Consider the following 18535-nt stretch of genomic DNA (forward strand, 5'->3'; position numbering starts at 1 on the left):
CAGGATTCTTATCGATGCGGTTTTCATTTTCACCCGGATCATCACTCAAGTTGTACAGTTCGCTTCTGGAAGATTCAATGAACTTCCATTCCAGTGATCTAATTCCCTTGAGGGAACTCCAGCCATAGATTAGGTTAGGCGCCATAGTTTCTATATAGTATATCCCTGTCCATTTTGAACCTCCCCATTTCATAAGAGGAACGAGAGAAGATCCATCAGGGTTTCCTTCAATTTTCATATTCGCAAGATCGAGAACGGTAGAAAACATATCTACTGTACTAACAGGCACCTCTATTCTTTTTGGTTTATTTGCGCCTGGCATTTTGATTATGAAGGGAATCCTCATCGTTGATTCGTAGATGAGGTTCTGATGTTCATATTCACCATGCTCCCCGAACGCTTCTCCATGATCTCCGATGATAAGGAATAATGTTTTATCGTATAACTTAATCCTCTTGAGATATTCGAAGAACCTTCCAAGTTCTGCATCCATATATGCTATCTCGCCGTCATAGGGGTTGTTTACATACTGGTCAGCATAAGGGTACGGAGGATCGTATTTCTGATGTGGATCGTAAAGATGCAACCAATAGAAAAATTTTTCTTCATTATGATTCCTTCCAAACCACTCAATAGTAGCGTCGATAGTCTCCTGAGCTCGTCTCTCTGCCCAATCCTCGGGCTCTCCAAACGGCATGATGTAAAACTTCTGATCGAATTCATCAAAGCCCTGTGCCATCCCGAATTTAGAATGGACCATGAAGGATGAGATTGCGGCTCCTGTCTTGAATCCATTCTGCTTGAGAAGCTCAGCCAATGTCTGAGCATTTTCACCAAGCGCAAAATTTGTGTTATTTCTGACACCATGCCTCGGAGGATAAAGACCTGTCATGATCGTGGCGTGGGAGGGAAGTGTCATGGGAACCTGGCAGGTGGCATTCTCAAAGAGAAACCCTTCGGCAGCAATCCTATCGAGATTTGGTGTCTTAATACTCTTATAGCCGTAGCATCCCAGCCGGTCTGCTCTCGTCGTGTCAAGCGTAATCAGGATGATCTTCTCAATCGGCTTGATCTTGAGAGGATGGCAGGACGGGACCGGAAAAAGAAAGAGAAATGCACAAAGCAGAACAACACTCAATTGTTTCAGGAAATGCTTCCTTTTTAATGATGAAGATTCGCCTTTTGTCATCGCATTCAATAATTAAAAAATATAGTATGAAGGTATTTCTGTCAATGCGATCTCCCTTCTTCAAGAAACCAGAATGCAATATTCTTTTTGGTAGGTTGCTATAATATATGCATGGCCATCTCTCCATTTTTATTTAAAAGATTCATTTCTTCAAAAGGGGAAATGGATCTTGAGTTTCAAGGGCATCTTTTTATCCCTTTTATTAAATCGGGAGACAATGTGCTCATCAGAAAAGTGGAAAAAATGAGCTGAAAAAGGGGGACTTGATTCTCTTAGATCGAAATGGAATTTTAGAGTTATACAAGAAAAGTCATTTCTAAAATTGTTCTGCTTCAGATGAAAATGGAGAAACGGGCATGTTAGATTAAGGTGGTCAAAAGGAGAGCTAAAACATCCAATGATGAGATAATTTCGTTTTATCTTCAAGCAACCATTTATAGATGGGCATTACCAAAATTAATTTGTCTTTGATCTTAATCTTCTCTTCATTATCTTCCGTAAGAATAAGGGCTTCATCCAGGTTCAATTCATCCATGGCAGAAACGAGGGCGTTAATTTCCCTTTTTCTTACCTCCTTCTGATCCAGGCTCCCTGAAACTTGAATGAGAAAAATGATATTCTTCCCTTCTCTTATCAAGAAATCGACTTCCAGGTTATTGGAAGTCTTGTAATAGTATATCTCTTTGAATTTTCGCTTAAGTTCTAAAAACACCGCATTTTCTAAAAATCTTCCTCTGTTCTTGGAAAACTGAAAGGCAATGGATTCCATGAGTCCATTATCTATGCAATAGATCTTCTTATGGGCAACGAATTGTTGCTTTAAAGAATAGGAAAACCGACTTATAGTAAAGAGCAGGAAACTGTCTTCCATGTAATCAAGATAATTCTTAACAGTGTTGACACTGCCCAACTGCAGAATTCTCTTCAGGTTATTGTAAGAAACCAAGCCTGTGATATTGCTCAAAAGATAAAGGCCCAATTCTCTCAGCGCTTTAATTTCTTTAATATCATGTCTCGCTACAATATCCCGGTATAGGATATCTTCATAACTTCTTTTTAATATGATTGGATCTTTATACTTCAAGCATTCTGGCATTCCTCCTTTTTCTAAATACTCGCTAAAGTGTTTCTTAATTATTCCCCTTTCGGAAGTATAGGAAAGCGCATCTTTGGATGGTTGATATCCTTGAAAAAGAAGAAATTCCCGAAAAGAAAAAGGATAGAGATCTTGGATGATGCTCCTGCCAGTTAATCTTGTTCCCAATTCTTTACTCAAGAGTGAAGCATTTGATCCAGTGATAAAAAATTTAAAACCCTTATCTTGCATTCTTCTGACAAATATCTCCCATTTCGGCGCATTCTGTATTTCATCGAAAAAGAAAACTCGTTTTTCTCCAAAAAGTTCCACAAAGATTTCGTACAGGTTATTGAAATCCTCAACTTCAAATTTTATTAGGCGTTCATCTTCGAAGTTAAGATAATAATGACCTTCTTTGCAGAAACGGTTAATGATCTGGGCAAGCAATGTTGATTTCCCGACCCTCCTGATACCAGAGATAACAACCGTGTGTGGCATGGAAAAATAGGTTGCCATTGGAGACAAATTCTCTCTTTCGATGCCTAAATCCAGGGAATTCAGGCTCCTGTTCTGCTCCAGCGCTATCTCTTTTAAGAGCTTTTTATCCATCTAATGATAATCCCTAAGATTAAGCTTTCATTTACAATGAAAAGATAATATATAAAGCTTTCACTGTCAATGAGAACCTTATCTCTATTAAGGTATTGTACGATTTTGCTCCAGAACATTGCTCAAGTACAAATCCCAGCATGGCATTGAGATCCTGCTATTCTCCTAAATGGTAAAAAGTTACGCTAACTTTTTAGTAGGTTGCTATAATATATGCATGGCAATTAATATCTTATGCTGAAACTTCTTCTCATTTTGCGAAGATCTTTTGAAGGTGCTTTGTAACTGCTTGCAAAATAATGCATTAAACATGATGACAAAAGGCACGTCTTTGGTTGCGGCCGAAGGTCGCCTTAGGGAAAGATGAGCCTTATTCCAAGCGATATAAAATTTTTTCAAAATTGTGAATTTCCAGCTATCTCTATGGATTATAGCCTCAACTTTTCCGGTATTAGAATAAAAATATCTGGTGTTGAAGAATCTTGGGCATCTCTTTTGGAAAAGCGGTATTCATGTTTTGTGGAAAATGACTTTTCTCAAAAATTCGATCTTGTGTTTCAAATCTTAAGAGCAACTGCCAAATACTTTATCGATCCTGACTTATCTAAACCTTCACACATATAGAGAAGGAGATCCTGTTTTCGGGAGATACCCGTTACATTCGCTATATAGAATAAGAAGAGACAAGGAGTGTTTCATAGAGAAAAGGGATCCGAGCCTTCTGATTGCGGATTTCATAGGAAGCCTACCATTTATCAACGATCAGTTGAAGCATAGACAGGATATCATGTCGCAGATAGTCGCAACCGCTTCGAAACTTCCCATTTATATCCTGCACTTCGTGGAAGATATAAACTTCTGGTCAACAATAGATAATATGAACTAAATCACTGATGTGCTAATTTGCACATTAGCAAATTATAGCTTTAGGAGATCGATCAATTTCTTGCGGGCGAGGGTGGAGTGGCGGCGAACCGTTATGGAGTTCAATTTCAGGGAGCGGGCAATCTCCTTCGTTGAAAGCCCCTCAATATCTCTCAGGACGAAAATGGCTCGTTCGCGGTCGCTTAGGTCCAGGAGCTTCTCTTTTAATCGGTTCTTCAACTGCTCAAACCGCATATCCTCTTCGGCCCCGGGATTTTCTGAAGCGATTTTCACCAGCAGGTCTTCCTCGAACCCAGATACAGGGATCGGCCTGATCCTCTCTTTTCTGAGATGGTCTATAGCTGCATTCACCGATATCCTGTACAGCCATCTCGAAAATTTCTCTCCGCTCCTGAACCTCCTGATATACCGGAAAAGTCTGATGAAGGCTTCCTGAGCTACATCCTCGACTTCAGTGGCGGGCACTCCCATGTACCTGATGACACTCAGGACTTTTCCTTCATTCATCTGAATAAGTGTATCGAAGGCTTCCCTCTCACCTTTCTTCGCCCTCCTTATCAGACTTTCAACTTTTTCTTCTTCCACTTAAAATCTCTTAATCCGAAGCCATCTCTTTTCACATTCTTAGTTAGCTTTTATTTGAAATTATAATGCTTTGAATGAATTATTTCGAATATTTCTTCTTAATAGGGGCTGAGGTTGCCGCGGTTGTCCACGGCGAGGATGGAGTAATATTGGTCGCCATCGGCGGGAGTAATTTCCAGAGTGGTGGAGGTGATGTTATCCTGAATGAGAGGAACGAGCCCTTTTTCGATATCGGACCTCTTGAACTTCGTGCCACGCCCGTACAGGTGATAGTGATCGATGATCGTCTTTTTGCCGTTGATGTCATTCGTCACGGCCGACCATGTAAAGATGATATTCCCCGGCGTCGTCTGTGATTTCTTGACGGTCATGTCATCGATCCCATTCGGGACTTCTCTTCCAACCCCTGATGCGTTCCCATCAGCATCGATGGATTGAACCAGGTAGTAGTAGTTGCTCGCCGAGGAGTATGCGCCTGGGTCCGTATATTTCGTCGTGTTTGGGTCCGTGATCGTCGCAATCCTGTTCGAATCCGAGGGGACGAAGTTGGGAACCGTATTCCTGTAAATCCTGTACTCTTTTATCGTCTCGGGATCGTCGTAGATATCCTGCGTCGGCTTCGACCAGGTCAGTTCGAGGTCGTTCTGATTGACTGTGGAGCGTTTGACCATCAGATCCGTAATGGCTTTGGGCGGCTTAATCCCGGGGACATAGTCCGGCTTCTCGCTATCCTCGTTGGAATAACCGCTTTCCTTATTGGATGTGTTACTGGCCGTGACACAGAGATAGTAGACGACGTCGTTCTGAAGCCCGGTCAGGACGTAAGAAGTTACTTTTCCAACATATTTCGAATTTTCGTAGTAACCGGGGAAGTCAGGAGCAAATCGGGACTTTGTCCCCCAGTAAACGGTGTAACCCTTCAGATCCGTCTCTGAATTTGCGTTCCAGGAGAGATTCAGCTTTCCTCCCGTTTCAGGGTCCACCGCATCGAATCCGGTGGGATTGGCAGGAGGATTTGGATTTTCAGGAGTCGCCTTGACGCAGTCTGGACCATCTATCGCGCAGTCGGTATTGAAATTTGAATAGGCGCTTTCAAACCCTTCGGCATCCACCGCCGTGATAGCATAGTAGTATGTCGTCATGTTCGTGACGCTCGTGTCTGTGTAAGATGTTCCATAGATGAGCGAGGAATTGACCTTGGTGTATTCTTTGGTCAGATCAGTCGTCCGGTAAACATTGTATCCAAATCCTGGACTCGGGTAGGGGTCGTCTGAGCTCCTCGTCCAGGTGAGATCAACCTTCTGATTCCCTCCGACTGCATCCGGATTCGTGGGTGGTTCCGGCCTTGGAATCACGAGGTCGAGGACAGGGTCGCCGAGATAGGTATATCCCTGCAGATCTACAATGGAGCCATTGCCATAAAGAAGATCCCTGACGTTGTAAGTGATAATGGCCGTTTCCCTTTCTTTGTGAGGTCCATAGATATCGTCGAAGATGGAATTGATGACCTCTTCACCGATGAAGGTGTATGAGAGTCCGGCAGGAGCGAATGTCGCGATACTTCCCTTGTTATCCTCGTTGACGAACTTCTCCCCTATCGCTGTCGTTGTCGTCCAGTAGGCATGATGAAAGCCAGCCGTAAGGCAGTTCGATGCAGTCAGCCAGGGAAGCATGTTGCCATTTGTCAGCGTCGGCACGTCATCGGTCGTGAAGATTGTATCGTTGGACCATCTCGTGAAAGAGCCATGGCCCACATAATTCGTTATTACCGTGCCGCTGTTTATGGCATTCTTGATATCCTGCTTGCATAGCGCGTTATCTGTCCCGTTATATGGCGGTTTAGCGTAATATATCTTCGTGTAAGAATGAGGCGGGCTGCTCAAATATTTGTCGATCTGCCGCTGGTTGACCGCCTCGAAATGTTCCGTCTCTGCTGGGTCTCCATTCTTTCCTTCATCGGAAATCATGAGGTCATGAGACTTCCAGGTTCCTGACGGCGGGCTGTCCTCATAGGTCTTTATCTTGTTGAAGACTCCGTTGGATTCTGTGATAGACCTTGTGCTTATCCTTCCCAGATGGATGTCAGGAAGCTGATCCGTGCCGATGAAGCAAGCCAGCCAGTTGTCAGATGAGTAATAGCCCAGCGTTGAGTTGACCTGGAACATGATCTGAGTCGGGACGAGGCTCTTGAAATCCGCGAGGCTGTACCTGTTCTTATAATCGAATGTGCCATCTCCTATGATGAAGAGATAGGATGGCTTCGGGCTCGTCCAGTTGTTGTAAGCATAATCCAGGAAGTACCGGATTGCATTGGGATCGAAGAGTCCGTTGTTGAACTCATCGCATACATCTTCGAACATTACGACCTTCGAGGTCAGTCCCCTGTTGGCCAGCCTCGAATCCAGGAGACTGTCCAAGGGGCTTCCCGGAGAATTATCAATCGTATCGGGTGTTCCGATGACGATTATGTCCGCCTGATTCGTCGTATCTTTCAGGTCGGAAACCGTATCAAGCACGCAGCTATCCGGTGTCAGGAGCGATGCACCTGAGGAGACGATGAAATATCTCTTGCCTCCAGGCGGAATGTCTGGGTCATCAGTCACCTGGAATGAGACGGAGTAAATTCCGCTCCCCGAGACGAGCGGGTTGATGATCCTCACCGGGGATACTACGTTGGTTCCGCTCAGCTTTTCCGTGATCTCGTATATGGAAACTGCTGAATTCGTGAAATTGTCGATGTCGTACTGGTAATCCCCATCGTCGTAATTGAACGGGAGCGAGTTGCTCTCTGCCTTAAGGAGTCTGTAATAGTTGATCTCGATATAATCCCTGATGACCTCGTTCAGCGTCACTCCGGCAACGGTCGTAGCTTCGACGCGCACCTTCGTCGTCGAGGAGAGATAGGACTGATTGAACGATTTGACGTGGGTGAATATCGATTCGCCATCCCAGGACTGTGTGTCTTTCGTATCGGTGATGTAGCTTCCACCGCTTATGACGCCGACTATCGTCGTGTGGTCTGGATTGGGAGAGTAAGAAGTGGTCCCCCTCAGTCTGACGCGAAGCTCCGCCGTATGCGAGAAGGGTGAAAGCCCTGGAATGCCGATGTCTGCATCCTGGTAATTGGGGCTTCCACTGGATTGTATCCTCGGCCCCCAGTACCAGGGGTCGTTCCCACCCAGTGGGAGATACGTATCGTTGTTCGTGCCGTCGCTTTCGATGACTTCCACGTGGACCGTATCGTAAAAATCATCCGGTGCCGGATAGCCGGAAACCGGGTTGCCATCGAATGTCGTGACTCTTTTCCTATCAACGGCCGGACCTTCCGCGCTCAGAAAATAGACATTGGTATCGGTAAAGTCGTTATCCTGATAGATATCAGGGTTAGGGTCGGAATAGTCGTAGTTTAACAGTGTCTTCGCTTCATCTGCGAGCGCTTGGCCATAGAACTCGATATAGTCCAAGGTGTCGAAAACTCCATCATCCTGTCCGGCAACATAGATCGGGACCTCCACTCCTCTGTTCATCAACTTGAAAGTCCTCGGGTCCTGACCAAGGAGGCCACTGGCATTAGTCTGAATGTAGCTGTAGGTCAGATGGTAGATTCCATCCTTGCTTATCTTCAATTTGTAGATCGACGAGGTTGTCTGTGATTGTGTGGCACTCCATCCAGCCATCTGATCGCTTGATGGGAAAAAAGATGATCCGCTCTCTTTCTGCCGCCCCTCTATCCGGAACGATTTACCCTGCTCATAATTGATGAAGCTATCCCTGTAAATTCTCTCAAAAGCCGGCTCGACGGTGTATGTCAGGGATGTATCGGTGGTTGTTTCTCCTAGATACTCAAAAGCGATATCTACCTCAACCTCGCTGAATAGGAGCGCCTTCCTCTCGGCAGGATAGTAGAGAACTGGATAAAATATAATCTCTATATATTTCTGATTTCTGATGTAGCCGGTATTACCAAGGCTGACGGGCGTGAGAGGATAAGGAGAGATGGAAGCATATGCTTCTACATTTTCCCTGTAAACTGTATCAGGCTCCGGAGATTCAATTCCAGACTGAATTTTCTCGATAGCATCTTCCGGTCGGCGTTTTAAGGAGTGGTGAGGAACGGGTTGGATCCGAAGATCTTTCAACTCCTCTACACGGGAGTTGACAATCTTCAGTGAGACGGCAGCATTTTCAGGGATGGCAGCCTTAAAAATCTTGACCGGCACCTGAGGGTAACCCTCATCGCCGGTCAGTCCAAATGATTCGATTTTAATCTTCGTGTATTCGGCGCTGCTTTCAAGAGAAGGTGTTGGTGAGATGAATTTGTATCTGAAACCTTCATCGCCATAAAAAAGGCTCCAGAAATCACCTGGAGCCCCGATTCCACCCGCCGCACATATAACGCAAAATGAAAGGACGGCTAAAAGCTTTTTCATTACATCTCGAGGGCGGTAGTCCAGAAATTACTATGTAACGATCGGTCCTCCCGGACAAGTATCATCGCTCAACTTCTCACAGGTAACAGCCCTCGCCTCCAGCTTCTCTGTGTGAATTATAGCAGGTTTTTCATACACCTTCTTCATACTACCTCCCCCTAGAGTTTTTGGATAGAATTTGAAACGTAATGAATTTCCGGCTTCGTATAGACTTTCTTCTTCATTACCATACCTTCATTAACGATAATCATATACGGTCAAGTCAACAATTTTGCAAGCATTTTTTTAAATTTTATTTTTTCTTGCCTTTTGAGCCCCCTGGTAGGCAAGGGCAAGATTCCTTGCATTTTCAAGGGATTGCGGATAGAGCCTGAAGGGATCGCCCATGCTGGCCGCCGCCATGGCGGGACAGTAGCTACAGAAGTTCCCGAATTCGACCTTATCAAGGACCTCTTCCTTGATCCTCGCAGCGATGTCCCTGACCTTTCCCAGGACCGGGCTATTTTGCCATACTTCCTTGAGAGATGCCACTTCCTTGATGTTGGTGATTTTCTCTCTCCACTGGATGCAGGGAAAGATATCTCCGTAAGGGTCGATAGCCAGCGATGCTCTCCCTATCCCGCAGACTGCCCAGGTGCAGTTATCCTCCACAAGGGGGGCAAGAATGGAATTCTTGAGCCCGGGGTAGATCTCGGTCCAGAACTTTTTAAGGTGATCCGCATCAGGAGCGTATTCCAGCGGGGAAAGTTCTCCATTGTCGCGCGGAGACACCACCGGATCAAAGCTTATCGAGCATCCTCTTTCCCTGGCGATATCCCTTATCCCCTCGAGTTCCTCCTGATTGAATCTGGTGATCAGGCTCTTCAGGTTTACCTTGACTCCCAGCTTTCTCAGCTCTTCCACCGCCTTGAGCATCCTTTCGAACGAACCTTTTATCCTGGTGACCCTGTCATGAGTTTCGCTCCTGGCTCCATGGATGCTGATCTCTATTTCAAGGGGTTTTAGCAAGCTAATCTTTCTGGCGGTCTCTTCGTCGATCAGGTATCCATTAGTGAATATCCTCAGGGCGAACATCTCCTCTTTCGCCGCTTCGGCGATCTTGAAGAAATCCTTCCGGCAGAGGGGCTCTCCCCCGGTCAGCGTCACGAAGAGAACCTCGAGTTCCTTGACCTTTCTGAAGGCATTGCGGTAATCGGAAAGATCCATCTCCTTCTTGCCTGCCTCGTCTTCCCTGGTGTTATAGCAGAATACGCAGTCATGGTTGCACCGGAAGGTCAGTTCGAAGTGGGCCGCCACGGGAAGACACCGGCTCCATGCCTTCTCCATAAGCTCCACATACGGGTTTCTTCTTCTTAGTTTATTGTCTTCCATATGTCGGATTCGATGTTGAGAGTCGCGGTATCTTCCAGCATTCCCTGATCTCCGAGCTGCTTTATGAAATTCATCACATCGGATAATGCCGCCTCGCGGCTTACCTCATACTCGGTGCAGATCTTTGTGCAGATGTCATCGACGGAGACATTTCCATCCATCAACTGCCAGATTCTGGAACCCACTTCATTCAGTATCTTGACTTCGCTTTTTTCTGGAAGAACAACGATAGCCTGCCCATCGATGACTCTGAATGCCGCATCCTTGCTTCTCTTGGGAATTAATTTCTTCAGATCTATTGCCATAATTTTCTCTCCTTCCCGTTTACCCCCATTCAACTGCGTTTATCAACTCGGCATCTTAAAGGTTTTTTAAGATGATTGGCTTAAACCACCCGCCGATAATATTCAACAATCGTTGATATTATAGCAAGAATATTCGCTTTTAATAGCTCTCCCTTCGCATATATCTGTTAAGGATCGTCTTGTATTCTTCAGAATCTCTTATGTTGGTAAGATCAGGATCCTCCTGGATATGGCTGAAATCATCGTATCCAGCCGCTATTGATCTATCAAGAAATTCCAGAGCCTTCTCCTTCCTGTTCAGAAGAGAATGCATGCAGGCGGAATCGTAGAGCGCTTCCGAATTCATCGGATCGATTCCGATCACCCTGCCGAATGTTTGAAGAGCCTTCTCGAAATCCTTATCGGCGATCTCCATATGCCCTCTCATATGGTATGTCTCAGGCCAATCGGGATACGATCGCTCCATCTCAGAAAAAGTCTTTGCTGCCATTTTTACTCTTCCTCCAAAGAGCTGCAGCGAGGCAATGAAGTGAAGGGAAAGATAGTTTTCCGGATCGATCTCCAGAATCTTATTCAACTCGGCGAGGGTCTTCCCGGGCGTTTTGTTCAACACTCCCAGTTGAGCAGTCTCCAGGATATCTTCGATCTCCTGCAATCTATCGAATTTTCCGCTCCTTCCTGAGCCAAAGAAAGAGACGGGACACCAGGAATACCCGATGTACGAAAGATTTCTGGTAGTAGAAAAATTGTACAAAGGGCGGTTGTCCTCCTGTTTATAGAGGCTTAGATTCTTCTCAAAATTTTGCAGGAGGCTCTTCATTCGCTCTGCAGCATCCCTGTTCCTTTCAAGTTGATTTTCTGTTTCTTTCGAATCGCTTGAGATCCCGTAAAGCTCACACCCCTTTCCATCTATATACTTCCATTCTCCATCATCAGCCGCTCTCAGGACCTTCCACCCAAAGGCAAAGAACTGGTGATAAGAGGATAAAAAATGAATTCGTCGCTCTGCCGCCTCTCCTTTCGATTCCGCTGCGGGTGTAACCAATTCAGATAGATCATAACCATCAAGCGAAGGTTCTTCCTTATTCACACCTGCCAGGGCAAGAATTGTGGGGGCAATATCGATGAGTCCAACGGTTGCTGAAATTTTGCCTGGTGTTTTTGCCGATTTTTGGCCGAAGCTTTCTGGAACTCTGATGATCAGCGGAACCCTGACGGAAGGCTCGTAAAGATTAATCCCGTATTTCTTCTCGTTAAACTGACCAAGCGAGATGCCGTGGTCTGAAGTCAGGATTATGGCCGACGACTCATATTTGCCGCTGCTCTTCAGAAAAGCAGTTAGATTCCGGATCTGGCTGTCACAGTACTCGATCTCGCCTCTGTAACTTTTTTCAAACGGATCGGGAGGAGAGAAAGGATAGTTCGGGTCATTCAGATGAATCCACAGGAAGAGTTTTTTCCCCTTCCGCTGGCCTTCCATGAAGCTCAGGACCTGGCTAACGACTTCTCCCGCTTTTCTTTCTGAAAAGATGGCTGACGTATTGGTCAGAAGACTGTCAAAATTATCATGATAGAGGTCGAACCCCTGGGCAAGTCCGAATCTCCTGTCAAGGACAGCAGAACCGATGAACGCAGCCGTAACATAGCCATGCTCTTTTAATCTCTCGGCCAGAGTCTTAAACTTCTCGGGAAGCTTGAAGACGGCGTCGTCAAAGACCCCGGTTTTCTCAGGATAGAGTCCGGTCATGATTGCTGAATGCGCCGGGAGGTTCTGGGGAACTGGCGTGAGGCATCTTTCAAAGAGGATCCCTTCGGAAGCAATCCCATCCATGGCGGGTGTCTTTATATTTTTATTTCCATAGCAGCCAAGATGGTCATATCGGAGAGAGTCAACGGTAATGAGGACGATGACATCTACTGCTCCAGAGCCTTTCTCAGAAGTTGCGGCTGTTTCAGCTTGATGCGATTCTGGAGGCTCGTCCCTCCCTGCACAGGATATAAAAAACAAGGCTATGAATGTCATAATCAGGGCAACCAGGATCATCTTTCTCAGCATTTCCTGACTTCCTTCAAAATAGAGATAAAATTATAACAGATTTGAAAAATACGGTGCATCGAATGCCACCAATTTTATCTGAAAAATCCTTTTCATTTGAACGAGAGGCTGGTATAAATATATTGCTTATTTTAATGAGGAGATGAGCAAATTGAACAGGTGGATCGAGCGGGTATTGCTTCTGCTCATCGTGCTTCTTGCTCTCTCCTTTTCAATCACTAAGATCTTCGACTACGATATCTGGTGGCATCTCAAGACTGGGGAATATATATGGAAAGAGTTCCGAATCCCATACAGCGACTTCTTCTCGCTCACGGCTGAAGGCAAGGAATGGATCGATGTCCACTGGCTTTCGCAGATTCTCTTCTATGCTGTCTTCAAGTTGCTTGGTCTAGTTGCTATCCAGATCCTCACGGCAGGCGTTGTTATTTATAGCCTGTATTCCCTCTACCGGATCGGACTGCGACGAGAATTCATCATTTTCATCCTGCCGTTTCTCTATTTTGCCATCTACGCCTCAAAGGACCGTTTTCTTCCGAGACCGGATATCTTCACCCTTCTCTTTACGGTAATCTTCTTCTGCATCCTCTATTCATTCAAATTCCACAAGAGAAAGGTTTATCAGATTCCCCTCGTCCAGGTGCTGTGGAGCAATATGCACGGGAGCTTCGTCCTTGGACCGCTGATGATTCTGGCCTTCCTGGCAGGAGAAATTTTGGAATGGTTCATGCCGTCGTTATTTTACGACGGGAAAGAAGATCGCGAGGATAAAACTCCTCGCAAGAAAGTCATCATCCTGCTGATCGTCTTCATCTTCTCAATCATGGCCACTCTCGTCAACCCTTATGGGATCAGAATCTACTCTCTTCACTCTACCTATGTTGGATCCTTCCTTGAATTCGCCTCTCCTTACCGGGGAGGATCACAGCCTATATCAATCCAGGAATGGCTTCCAACCTTTTCTGAAATGGCTTCAAAATATCACCACACGTTCCTCAGGTTCTATCTCTTCATGGCTATTGCGGGATTTACCAGTTTCGTGCTGAACATTAGAAAGTTCTCTCCCGCTCTCTTCTTCGTCTTCTCAGGATCTTTACTTCTCTCGGCCTTTGCAATCAGGAATGTCTCTATATTTTCGCTCTTGGCTGCCGCTATTGCGGCTCATAATCTCGGCGAATCACTTGCTTCCTTCTCCTCGAATGTTGTGCCATGCAAGAACACTCTCCTATGCAAGCTCAGGTCATTATATGGAAGGAAGATTCCAGTCTTGCTCTATCCGTTCATTCTTCTCTTCCTGTTTTTATTGATCTTCTCCATTTTCGATTCTTTCTCGAACAGATATTACATCAGGCACAGTATGCCACTCGAAGCAGGCTTCGGGATCAGCAAATTTCCCTTTCCTGCAGGGGGAGCCCGGTTCGTTCAGGAGCATGGAATTCAGGGAAACATGTATAACAACTTCGAATCGGGTGGATATTTGATCTGGGTGCTCTATCCCGGGTACCGTGTCTTCACCGATGGACGGTACATCGATCCCGCATTCGACAGAATCCACATGGAAGCCGCCGGGGATTTCAGAAAGTGGAAAGAGCTAGCCGAGCGGTACGATGTTGAATTCACTCTTCTGAAATACCCCGCTAACGACACGGCCAGACTTATTGCCGACCTATCGAATTCAGGACAATGGAAGATGGTCTATCTCGATCCCAATTCGACCATCTTTCTGAAGGACTCCGGGAGGAACGGAGAACTTATCGATAGATTCGGTAGGACTCTTCCTCCGTTTCCTGAAAGAAAATATCTTGGAATGGAAGAAGTGCCACTACCTGAAATCAGTTTCCCTTCAAAGGGTTATGAAGGTCTTCTCGTTCATCCATTTGACCGATGCTTCCTCGGATTGCAGAAATTCCTGGAGAGCTTTCAGAATAAGATGATCCCCGTTGAGACCTTGAACCAGGCGTATTTCCTTCACCTTACAGGCTTTTTGAACGCTTCTGCAGAGATGTACAGAAGGGTCCTCAAAGAAAAACCTGACTACATTCCCGCGCATCATGAGCTGGCCCTCATTTATGCACAGATGGGAAACCATTTACCAGAACTTGAAAAAAGCATCCCTTAGCCGCCAGGAAAAGTGCGCTCGGTGCGCCGCCTGAAAGGCCAGGTGTGATTATTTCTTGATGGGAAGATAGGTCTGAAAGAAGCTCAGAACCTTCTCATCGTAATTCTTCTTATCCTCTCCATAAAGCTCTGCCGATTCCGAGCTGGGCAGCTCGATCAGGTTCTTTTCGCTGTCTATAGTCTCCCTGAGAGACCCGTATATCGCCCTCGTGCTGTTCATCATCTTCCTGTCGCCCATTCCCACGATGAAGAGAAGATCACGATCCTGAAGGGTTCTCAATTTACTGGATGCCTTCTGGGCAGACGGCTCCGTTCCAAAGTAGATAGAGTAGAGGAAGAGAGGGATGGGAGAGAGATACTTCCCTCCAAATTCCGAATCACCGAAGAGCTTCCTTGTAAAATAATACTTCAGGTCAGGATAGAGAGAATCCATGGCGATGGCTCTGATATTCTTTCTCTCGCACGCTGCCAGAACGGCGGCATAGGCTCCCATTTCCACTCCGAGGATTCCGATCCTGTTAGCATCGATGTCGTTCCTCGTGATGAGATAGTCAACGGCTCCGAGGATATCTCGCGCTTCCAGAATGCCAAAAGAGGATGCTGTCCCCTTGCTGTCTCCGCTGTTTCTGAAATCGAAAAGGAATATGTTGTATCCATCCATCTGAAGGGGAATGGCGATGTTGAGGAGCGAGGATTTAGAAGAGCCGAGCTTGTGGCAGAGGATCAGGACAGGGCCTTTCTTCACGCCGGGTATGAACCATCCGGACAGCAAGATGCCATCTGCACTCTTGAAATCAATCTCCTCAAAATGAAGGAGAAACTTCCCCGGATCGTTCTGATTCGCGGATTTCTCCGGATGGGACAGCGAGTATAGCTGATAGCCAAAGAAGGAGAGAATAATCAGGACTGCGACAACTACCGCGAGGACGAACTTCCCAGCGGTCGTCTTGAAAAAGCTCTTCCCTGAAGAATCCTTTTTTACATTCATGAAATTTCGATCTTCAGATGTCCATCCACTTCATCGATAGTGATTCTGGAAGCGGTATCCCATTCCTCGTCGAGCGAAGCTTGCGCCACCCGGTCGAGGACCATCTCCCTTATAATCCTTCCGAGATTCCTTGCCCCGAATTCATAACTGTATCCCTCTCTGGAGATAATATCAAGCGCTTTTTCAGTCACGGTGAGCACCTTCCCCTCGCTCCGAAGCTTCTGGTTAAGCGATTTCAGCTGAAGGATGGCAATCTTTTTGACGTCGTCTGCGGTCAGGGTCTTGAAAAATACTATTTCATCTATCCTGTTGAGAAACTCTGGAGAGAAATGCTTTCTGACCTCTTTCGTGATCTCGCTTCGAGAGACCGTCGCCACTAGCCTCTTTCCTTCCCCGTAACCTGCCATCTGGCGGAAGTAGAGCTCCGTCCCGATGTTGCTCGTCATGATGATGATTGAGGAATTGAAGTTAACGGTTCTTCCCCTTCCGTCTGTCAGTCTTCCGGCATCGAAGACCTGGAGGAAGAGGTTGATCATCTGCACGTCAGCCTTTTCCATCTCATCGAGGAGGATTACAGTATAAGGATTCTGCCTGATCTTGTCGGTGAGCTGATTCTGGTCGCTGTATCCGACGTATCCCGGTGAGGAACCGATGAGCCTCGTTGAACTTATCCTCTCCATGTACTCCGACATGTCGATCCGGAGCATCTTATCCTCGTCCCCGAATAGAGCATCCGTGAGGGCTTTGCACAGTTCCGTTTTCCCCACACCGGTTGGACCCACGAAAAGGAAGATGGCATTGGGTCTCTGCGGGTAGAGCTTAAACCCGAGCAGGGAGCTCCTGACTATCTTCGATACTGCTTTAATCGCTTCCGCCTGTCCGATGACCCTCTTCCCCAGAGTAGCTTCAAGGTTGACTAGGTTCTCCCTCCCGCTCGCCTGAATCTTGGAAAGCGGAATTCCGCTGATGGCGGAGATAGCCTCCAGGATCTCCTTCTCGCTGACTATGGAATCGAAACGGGCGCACTCCTTAACCTGCGTCGCAACGAGAGCCGCAGCCCTGTCGAGGATATCCAGGGCCTTGTCGGGGAAGAAACCTTCCTTGACGTATCTTCTGATCAGCTCGACACTGCTTCTGACCGCCTTTTCGCTGAAAATGACGGAATGATGCTCTTCGAAAGCGGGGATGACGGAGAGCAGGATTCTAATGATAGATTCAGGGCTCGGCTCAGCAATATTGACCCTCTGGAAACACCTGGACAGGGAGAGGTCCTTCTCGATGTTGTTCTGATATTCGTCGTACGTCGTCGCGCCGATTACCTGCAAATCTCCCTTGATGAGAGCTGGCTTCAGAAGAGCGGACGTGTCCAGGCTTCCACCCCTCGTAAGCCCGGAGCTGATGATGTTGTGGATGTTGTCTATGAAGACGATGCAGTTCTCGCTCTTGATCTCCTTGAGGAGGTCAAGGATCCTCTCCTCGAACTGCCCCCGATACTTTGTTCCGGCCAGCAGGGTAGCCACATTCATGAGGTAGAACCGTTTTCGTGCCAGATGGGAAGGAAGCTCCCCTTTTATGGCTTTTAGAACCAGACCCTCCACAATAGCCGTCTTCCCGACCCCGGGCTCGCCGATGAGAAGCGGGTTGTTCTTGGTGCTGCAGTTCAGGATGTGGATGATTTTTCTTATCTCATCTTCCCTCTCGATGGCGGGATGATATTTCCCCATCTCGGCGAGCTGCGTCATGTCCTCCATGAATTCCTCGATCTTTCTCAGTGACCGCTGCGGCTGAATGGATTCCTCTTCAGATTTGAATGAAGGCCTCCTGGAAGCCTTCTCTCTGGCTTTTTCGAGCTTCCTCTGAAGCGAGCGGCTGCCAGGATCGAGTCTCAGGGCCTCCATATACTTTGCCTCAGCGGAGATGAAATCCCCTTTATCATGGTACATGTCCCCCATGAGCTCGTGACCACGCCCAAGGAACGGGTTCCTCTCGACGAGTCTGCGCAGAACGGAGATGGCTTCATCCATCTCATTCAACTTGGCCAAGGAGAGGGATAGCTGGATGTAGATCTGAGAGAGTTCCGGTTTCAATCTGACCGCCCTGGAGAACTCTCTCACCGCCCCTTCGAAATCACCGGATTGATATAGCCGGTATCCATTGAGAGCACACTCGCAGGCTCTTTCGCCCTCCAGAATAGTTTCCCTTCCCTCTTTTGTTCTCACCTTCTTGAAGAGATCCGAAGCCTTCGTATAGAGACCTATCCTGAACATGAACTCTGCGAAACTTTGAAGGACTTCCTCACTCTCTATGGGGCAGGACTTCCCCGTCTCCGTTTCCACATAAATGACCTCATCGTTGAAGAAGGAGTCGAAGAGTCCCATCTTCTCATCATCAACCTCGATGAAGAAGGGGAAGAGCGGCATTAACTCCCCTGACGGGGATTTGAGATAGTAACCATTACAACTTCCTGAATCGATGGAGACCACCTCTGATCTGAAGTTCTGAAGGATGAATCCTGCAAGCTCAGTATTCAGAGCCGAATCGATCCATAGCGTCTTCCTGCGCGATGCCGAGGAAGTCTCCTCGTTCTTCAGCAGAATCTTGAGCTTCTCTATGAGTTTAAGGAAGCGGCCCAGGGAAAGAGATGCTTCAATATGGTTCCGGGGGAGAAGTCCGAGGATGGCCATGGCTCTCTTTCTCTTTCTCTTGATGAAGCATTCCTGCACCTCCAGAAGATGTAATAAAGATGGGCTGCCCAGAAGGTTCCTGTTCCTGGAGGATATCTCTTCGTCATCCTCGGTATCCCTTAATGAGTCTGCCAGGAAGATATTGCCGGTAAACCTGATAAGGTTATCCGCTATCAGTCTGCTTCGCAGGCTTACCGGGTCCAATCCCTCCTCGTTCTGCTGCTCGTTAATGGATTC

Annotated in this window: 10 protein-coding genes; 1 reads left to right on the top strand and 9 read right to left on the bottom strand. The window is 46.8% G+C overall.

What is annotated here, in order from left to right:
- From AB1756_07355 to AB1756_07385, 7 genes are all read right to left on the bottom strand, one after another.
- Positions 1-1189 (bottom strand): sulfatase (locus AB1756_07355; GenBank protein ID MEW5807144.1); only part of this gene is annotated, 1189 nt, incomplete at its 3' end.
- 385 nt (positions 1190-1574) lie between these two features.
- Positions 1575-2876: an ATP-binding protein gene (locus tag AB1756_07360; GenBank protein MEW5807145.1), complete on the bottom strand. Its 1302-nt coding sequence runs from the start codon at positions 2874-2876 to the stop codon at positions 1575-1577.
- 918 nt (positions 2877-3794) lie between these two features.
- Positions 3795-4346 carry a sigma-70 family RNA polymerase sigma factor gene (locus AB1756_07365; protein MEW5807146.1) on the bottom strand — a complete coding sequence of 184 codons (552 nt, stop codon included), beginning with the start codon at positions 4344-4346 and terminating at the stop codon, positions 3795-3797.
- Between the two features lie 98 nt (positions 4347-4444).
- Positions 4445-8776: a C25 family cysteine peptidase gene (locus AB1756_07370; GenBank protein MEW5807147.1), complete on the bottom strand. Its 4332-nt coding sequence runs from the start codon at positions 8774-8776 to the stop codon at positions 4445-4447.
- Positions 8777-9061: 285 nt separating this feature from the next.
- Positions 9062-10102, bottom strand: a complete 1041-nt coding sequence (locus tag AB1756_07375; GenBank protein ID MEW5807148.1) for a radical SAM protein — start codon at positions 10100-10102, stop codon at positions 9062-9064.
- 26 nt (positions 10103-10128) lie between these two features.
- Entirely contained in the window at positions 10129-10452 is a 324-nt protein-coding gene (locus AB1756_07380) for a PqqD family protein (protein MEW5807149.1), read from the bottom strand.
- A gap of 139 nt (positions 10453-10591) precedes the next feature.
- Entirely contained in the window at positions 10592-12508 is a 1917-nt protein-coding gene (locus tag AB1756_07385) for a sulfatase-like hydrolase/transferase (protein ID MEW5807150.1), read from the bottom strand.
- Between the two features lie 142 nt (positions 12509-12650).
- Between AB1756_07385 and AB1756_07390 the strand changes: the two genes are divergently transcribed.
- Positions 12651-14627 carry a hypothetical protein gene (locus tag AB1756_07390; GenBank protein ID MEW5807151.1) on the top strand — a complete coding sequence of 659 codons (1977 nt, stop codon included), beginning with the start codon at positions 12651-12653 and terminating at the stop codon, positions 14625-14627.
- A 48-nt stretch (positions 14628-14675) separates the two neighbouring features.
- On the opposite strand, the gene AB1756_07395 is transcribed toward AB1756_07390, so the two are convergent.
- Both AB1756_07395 and AB1756_07400 read right to left on the bottom strand, forming a co-directional pair.
- The gene (locus AB1756_07395) at positions 14676-15614 is read right to left on the bottom strand and encodes a hypothetical protein (protein MEW5807152.1); all 939 of its coding nucleotides are present in this window, start codon (positions 15612-15614) and stop codon (positions 14676-14678) included.
- The coding region (locus tag AB1756_07400; protein MEW5807153.1) for an AAA family ATPase at positions 15611-18535 on the bottom strand (2925 nt) is incomplete at its 5' end. The genes AB1756_07400 and AB1756_07395, both read right to left, overlap by 4 nt.

It is taken from the genome of Acidobacteriota bacterium, from assembly GCA_040752675.1.
Lineage (GTDB): Bacteria > Acidobacteriota > Polarisedimenticolia > JBFMGF01 > JBFMGF01 > JBFMGF01.

Coding starts and splice junctions, on each gene's coding strand:
- AB1756_07360 (MEW5807145.1), bottom strand. CDS start 2,876: ATGGATAAAAAGCTCTTAAAAGAGATAGCGCTGGAGCAGAACAGGAGC.
- AB1756_07370 (MEW5807147.1), bottom strand. CDS start 8,776: ATGAAAAAGCTTTTAGCCGTCCTTTCATTTTGCGTTATATGTGCGGCG.
- AB1756_07375 (MEW5807148.1), bottom strand. CDS start 10,102: ATGGAGAAGGCATGGAGCCGGTGTCTTCCCGTGGCGGCCCACTTCGAA.
- AB1756_07380 (MEW5807149.1), bottom strand. CDS start 10,452: ATGGCAATAGATCTGAAGAAATTAATTCCCAAGAGAAGCAAGGATGCG.
- AB1756_07385 (MEW5807150.1), bottom strand. CDS start 12,508: ATGCTGAGAAAGATGATCCTGGTTGCCCTGATTATGACATTCATAGCC.
- AB1756_07390 (MEW5807151.1), top strand. CDS start 12,651: ATGAGCAAATTGAACAGGTGGATCGAGCGGGTATTGCTTCTGCTCATC.
- AB1756_07395 (MEW5807152.1), bottom strand. CDS start 15,614: ATGAATGTAAAAAAGGATTCTTCAGGGAAGAGCTTTTTCAAGACGACC.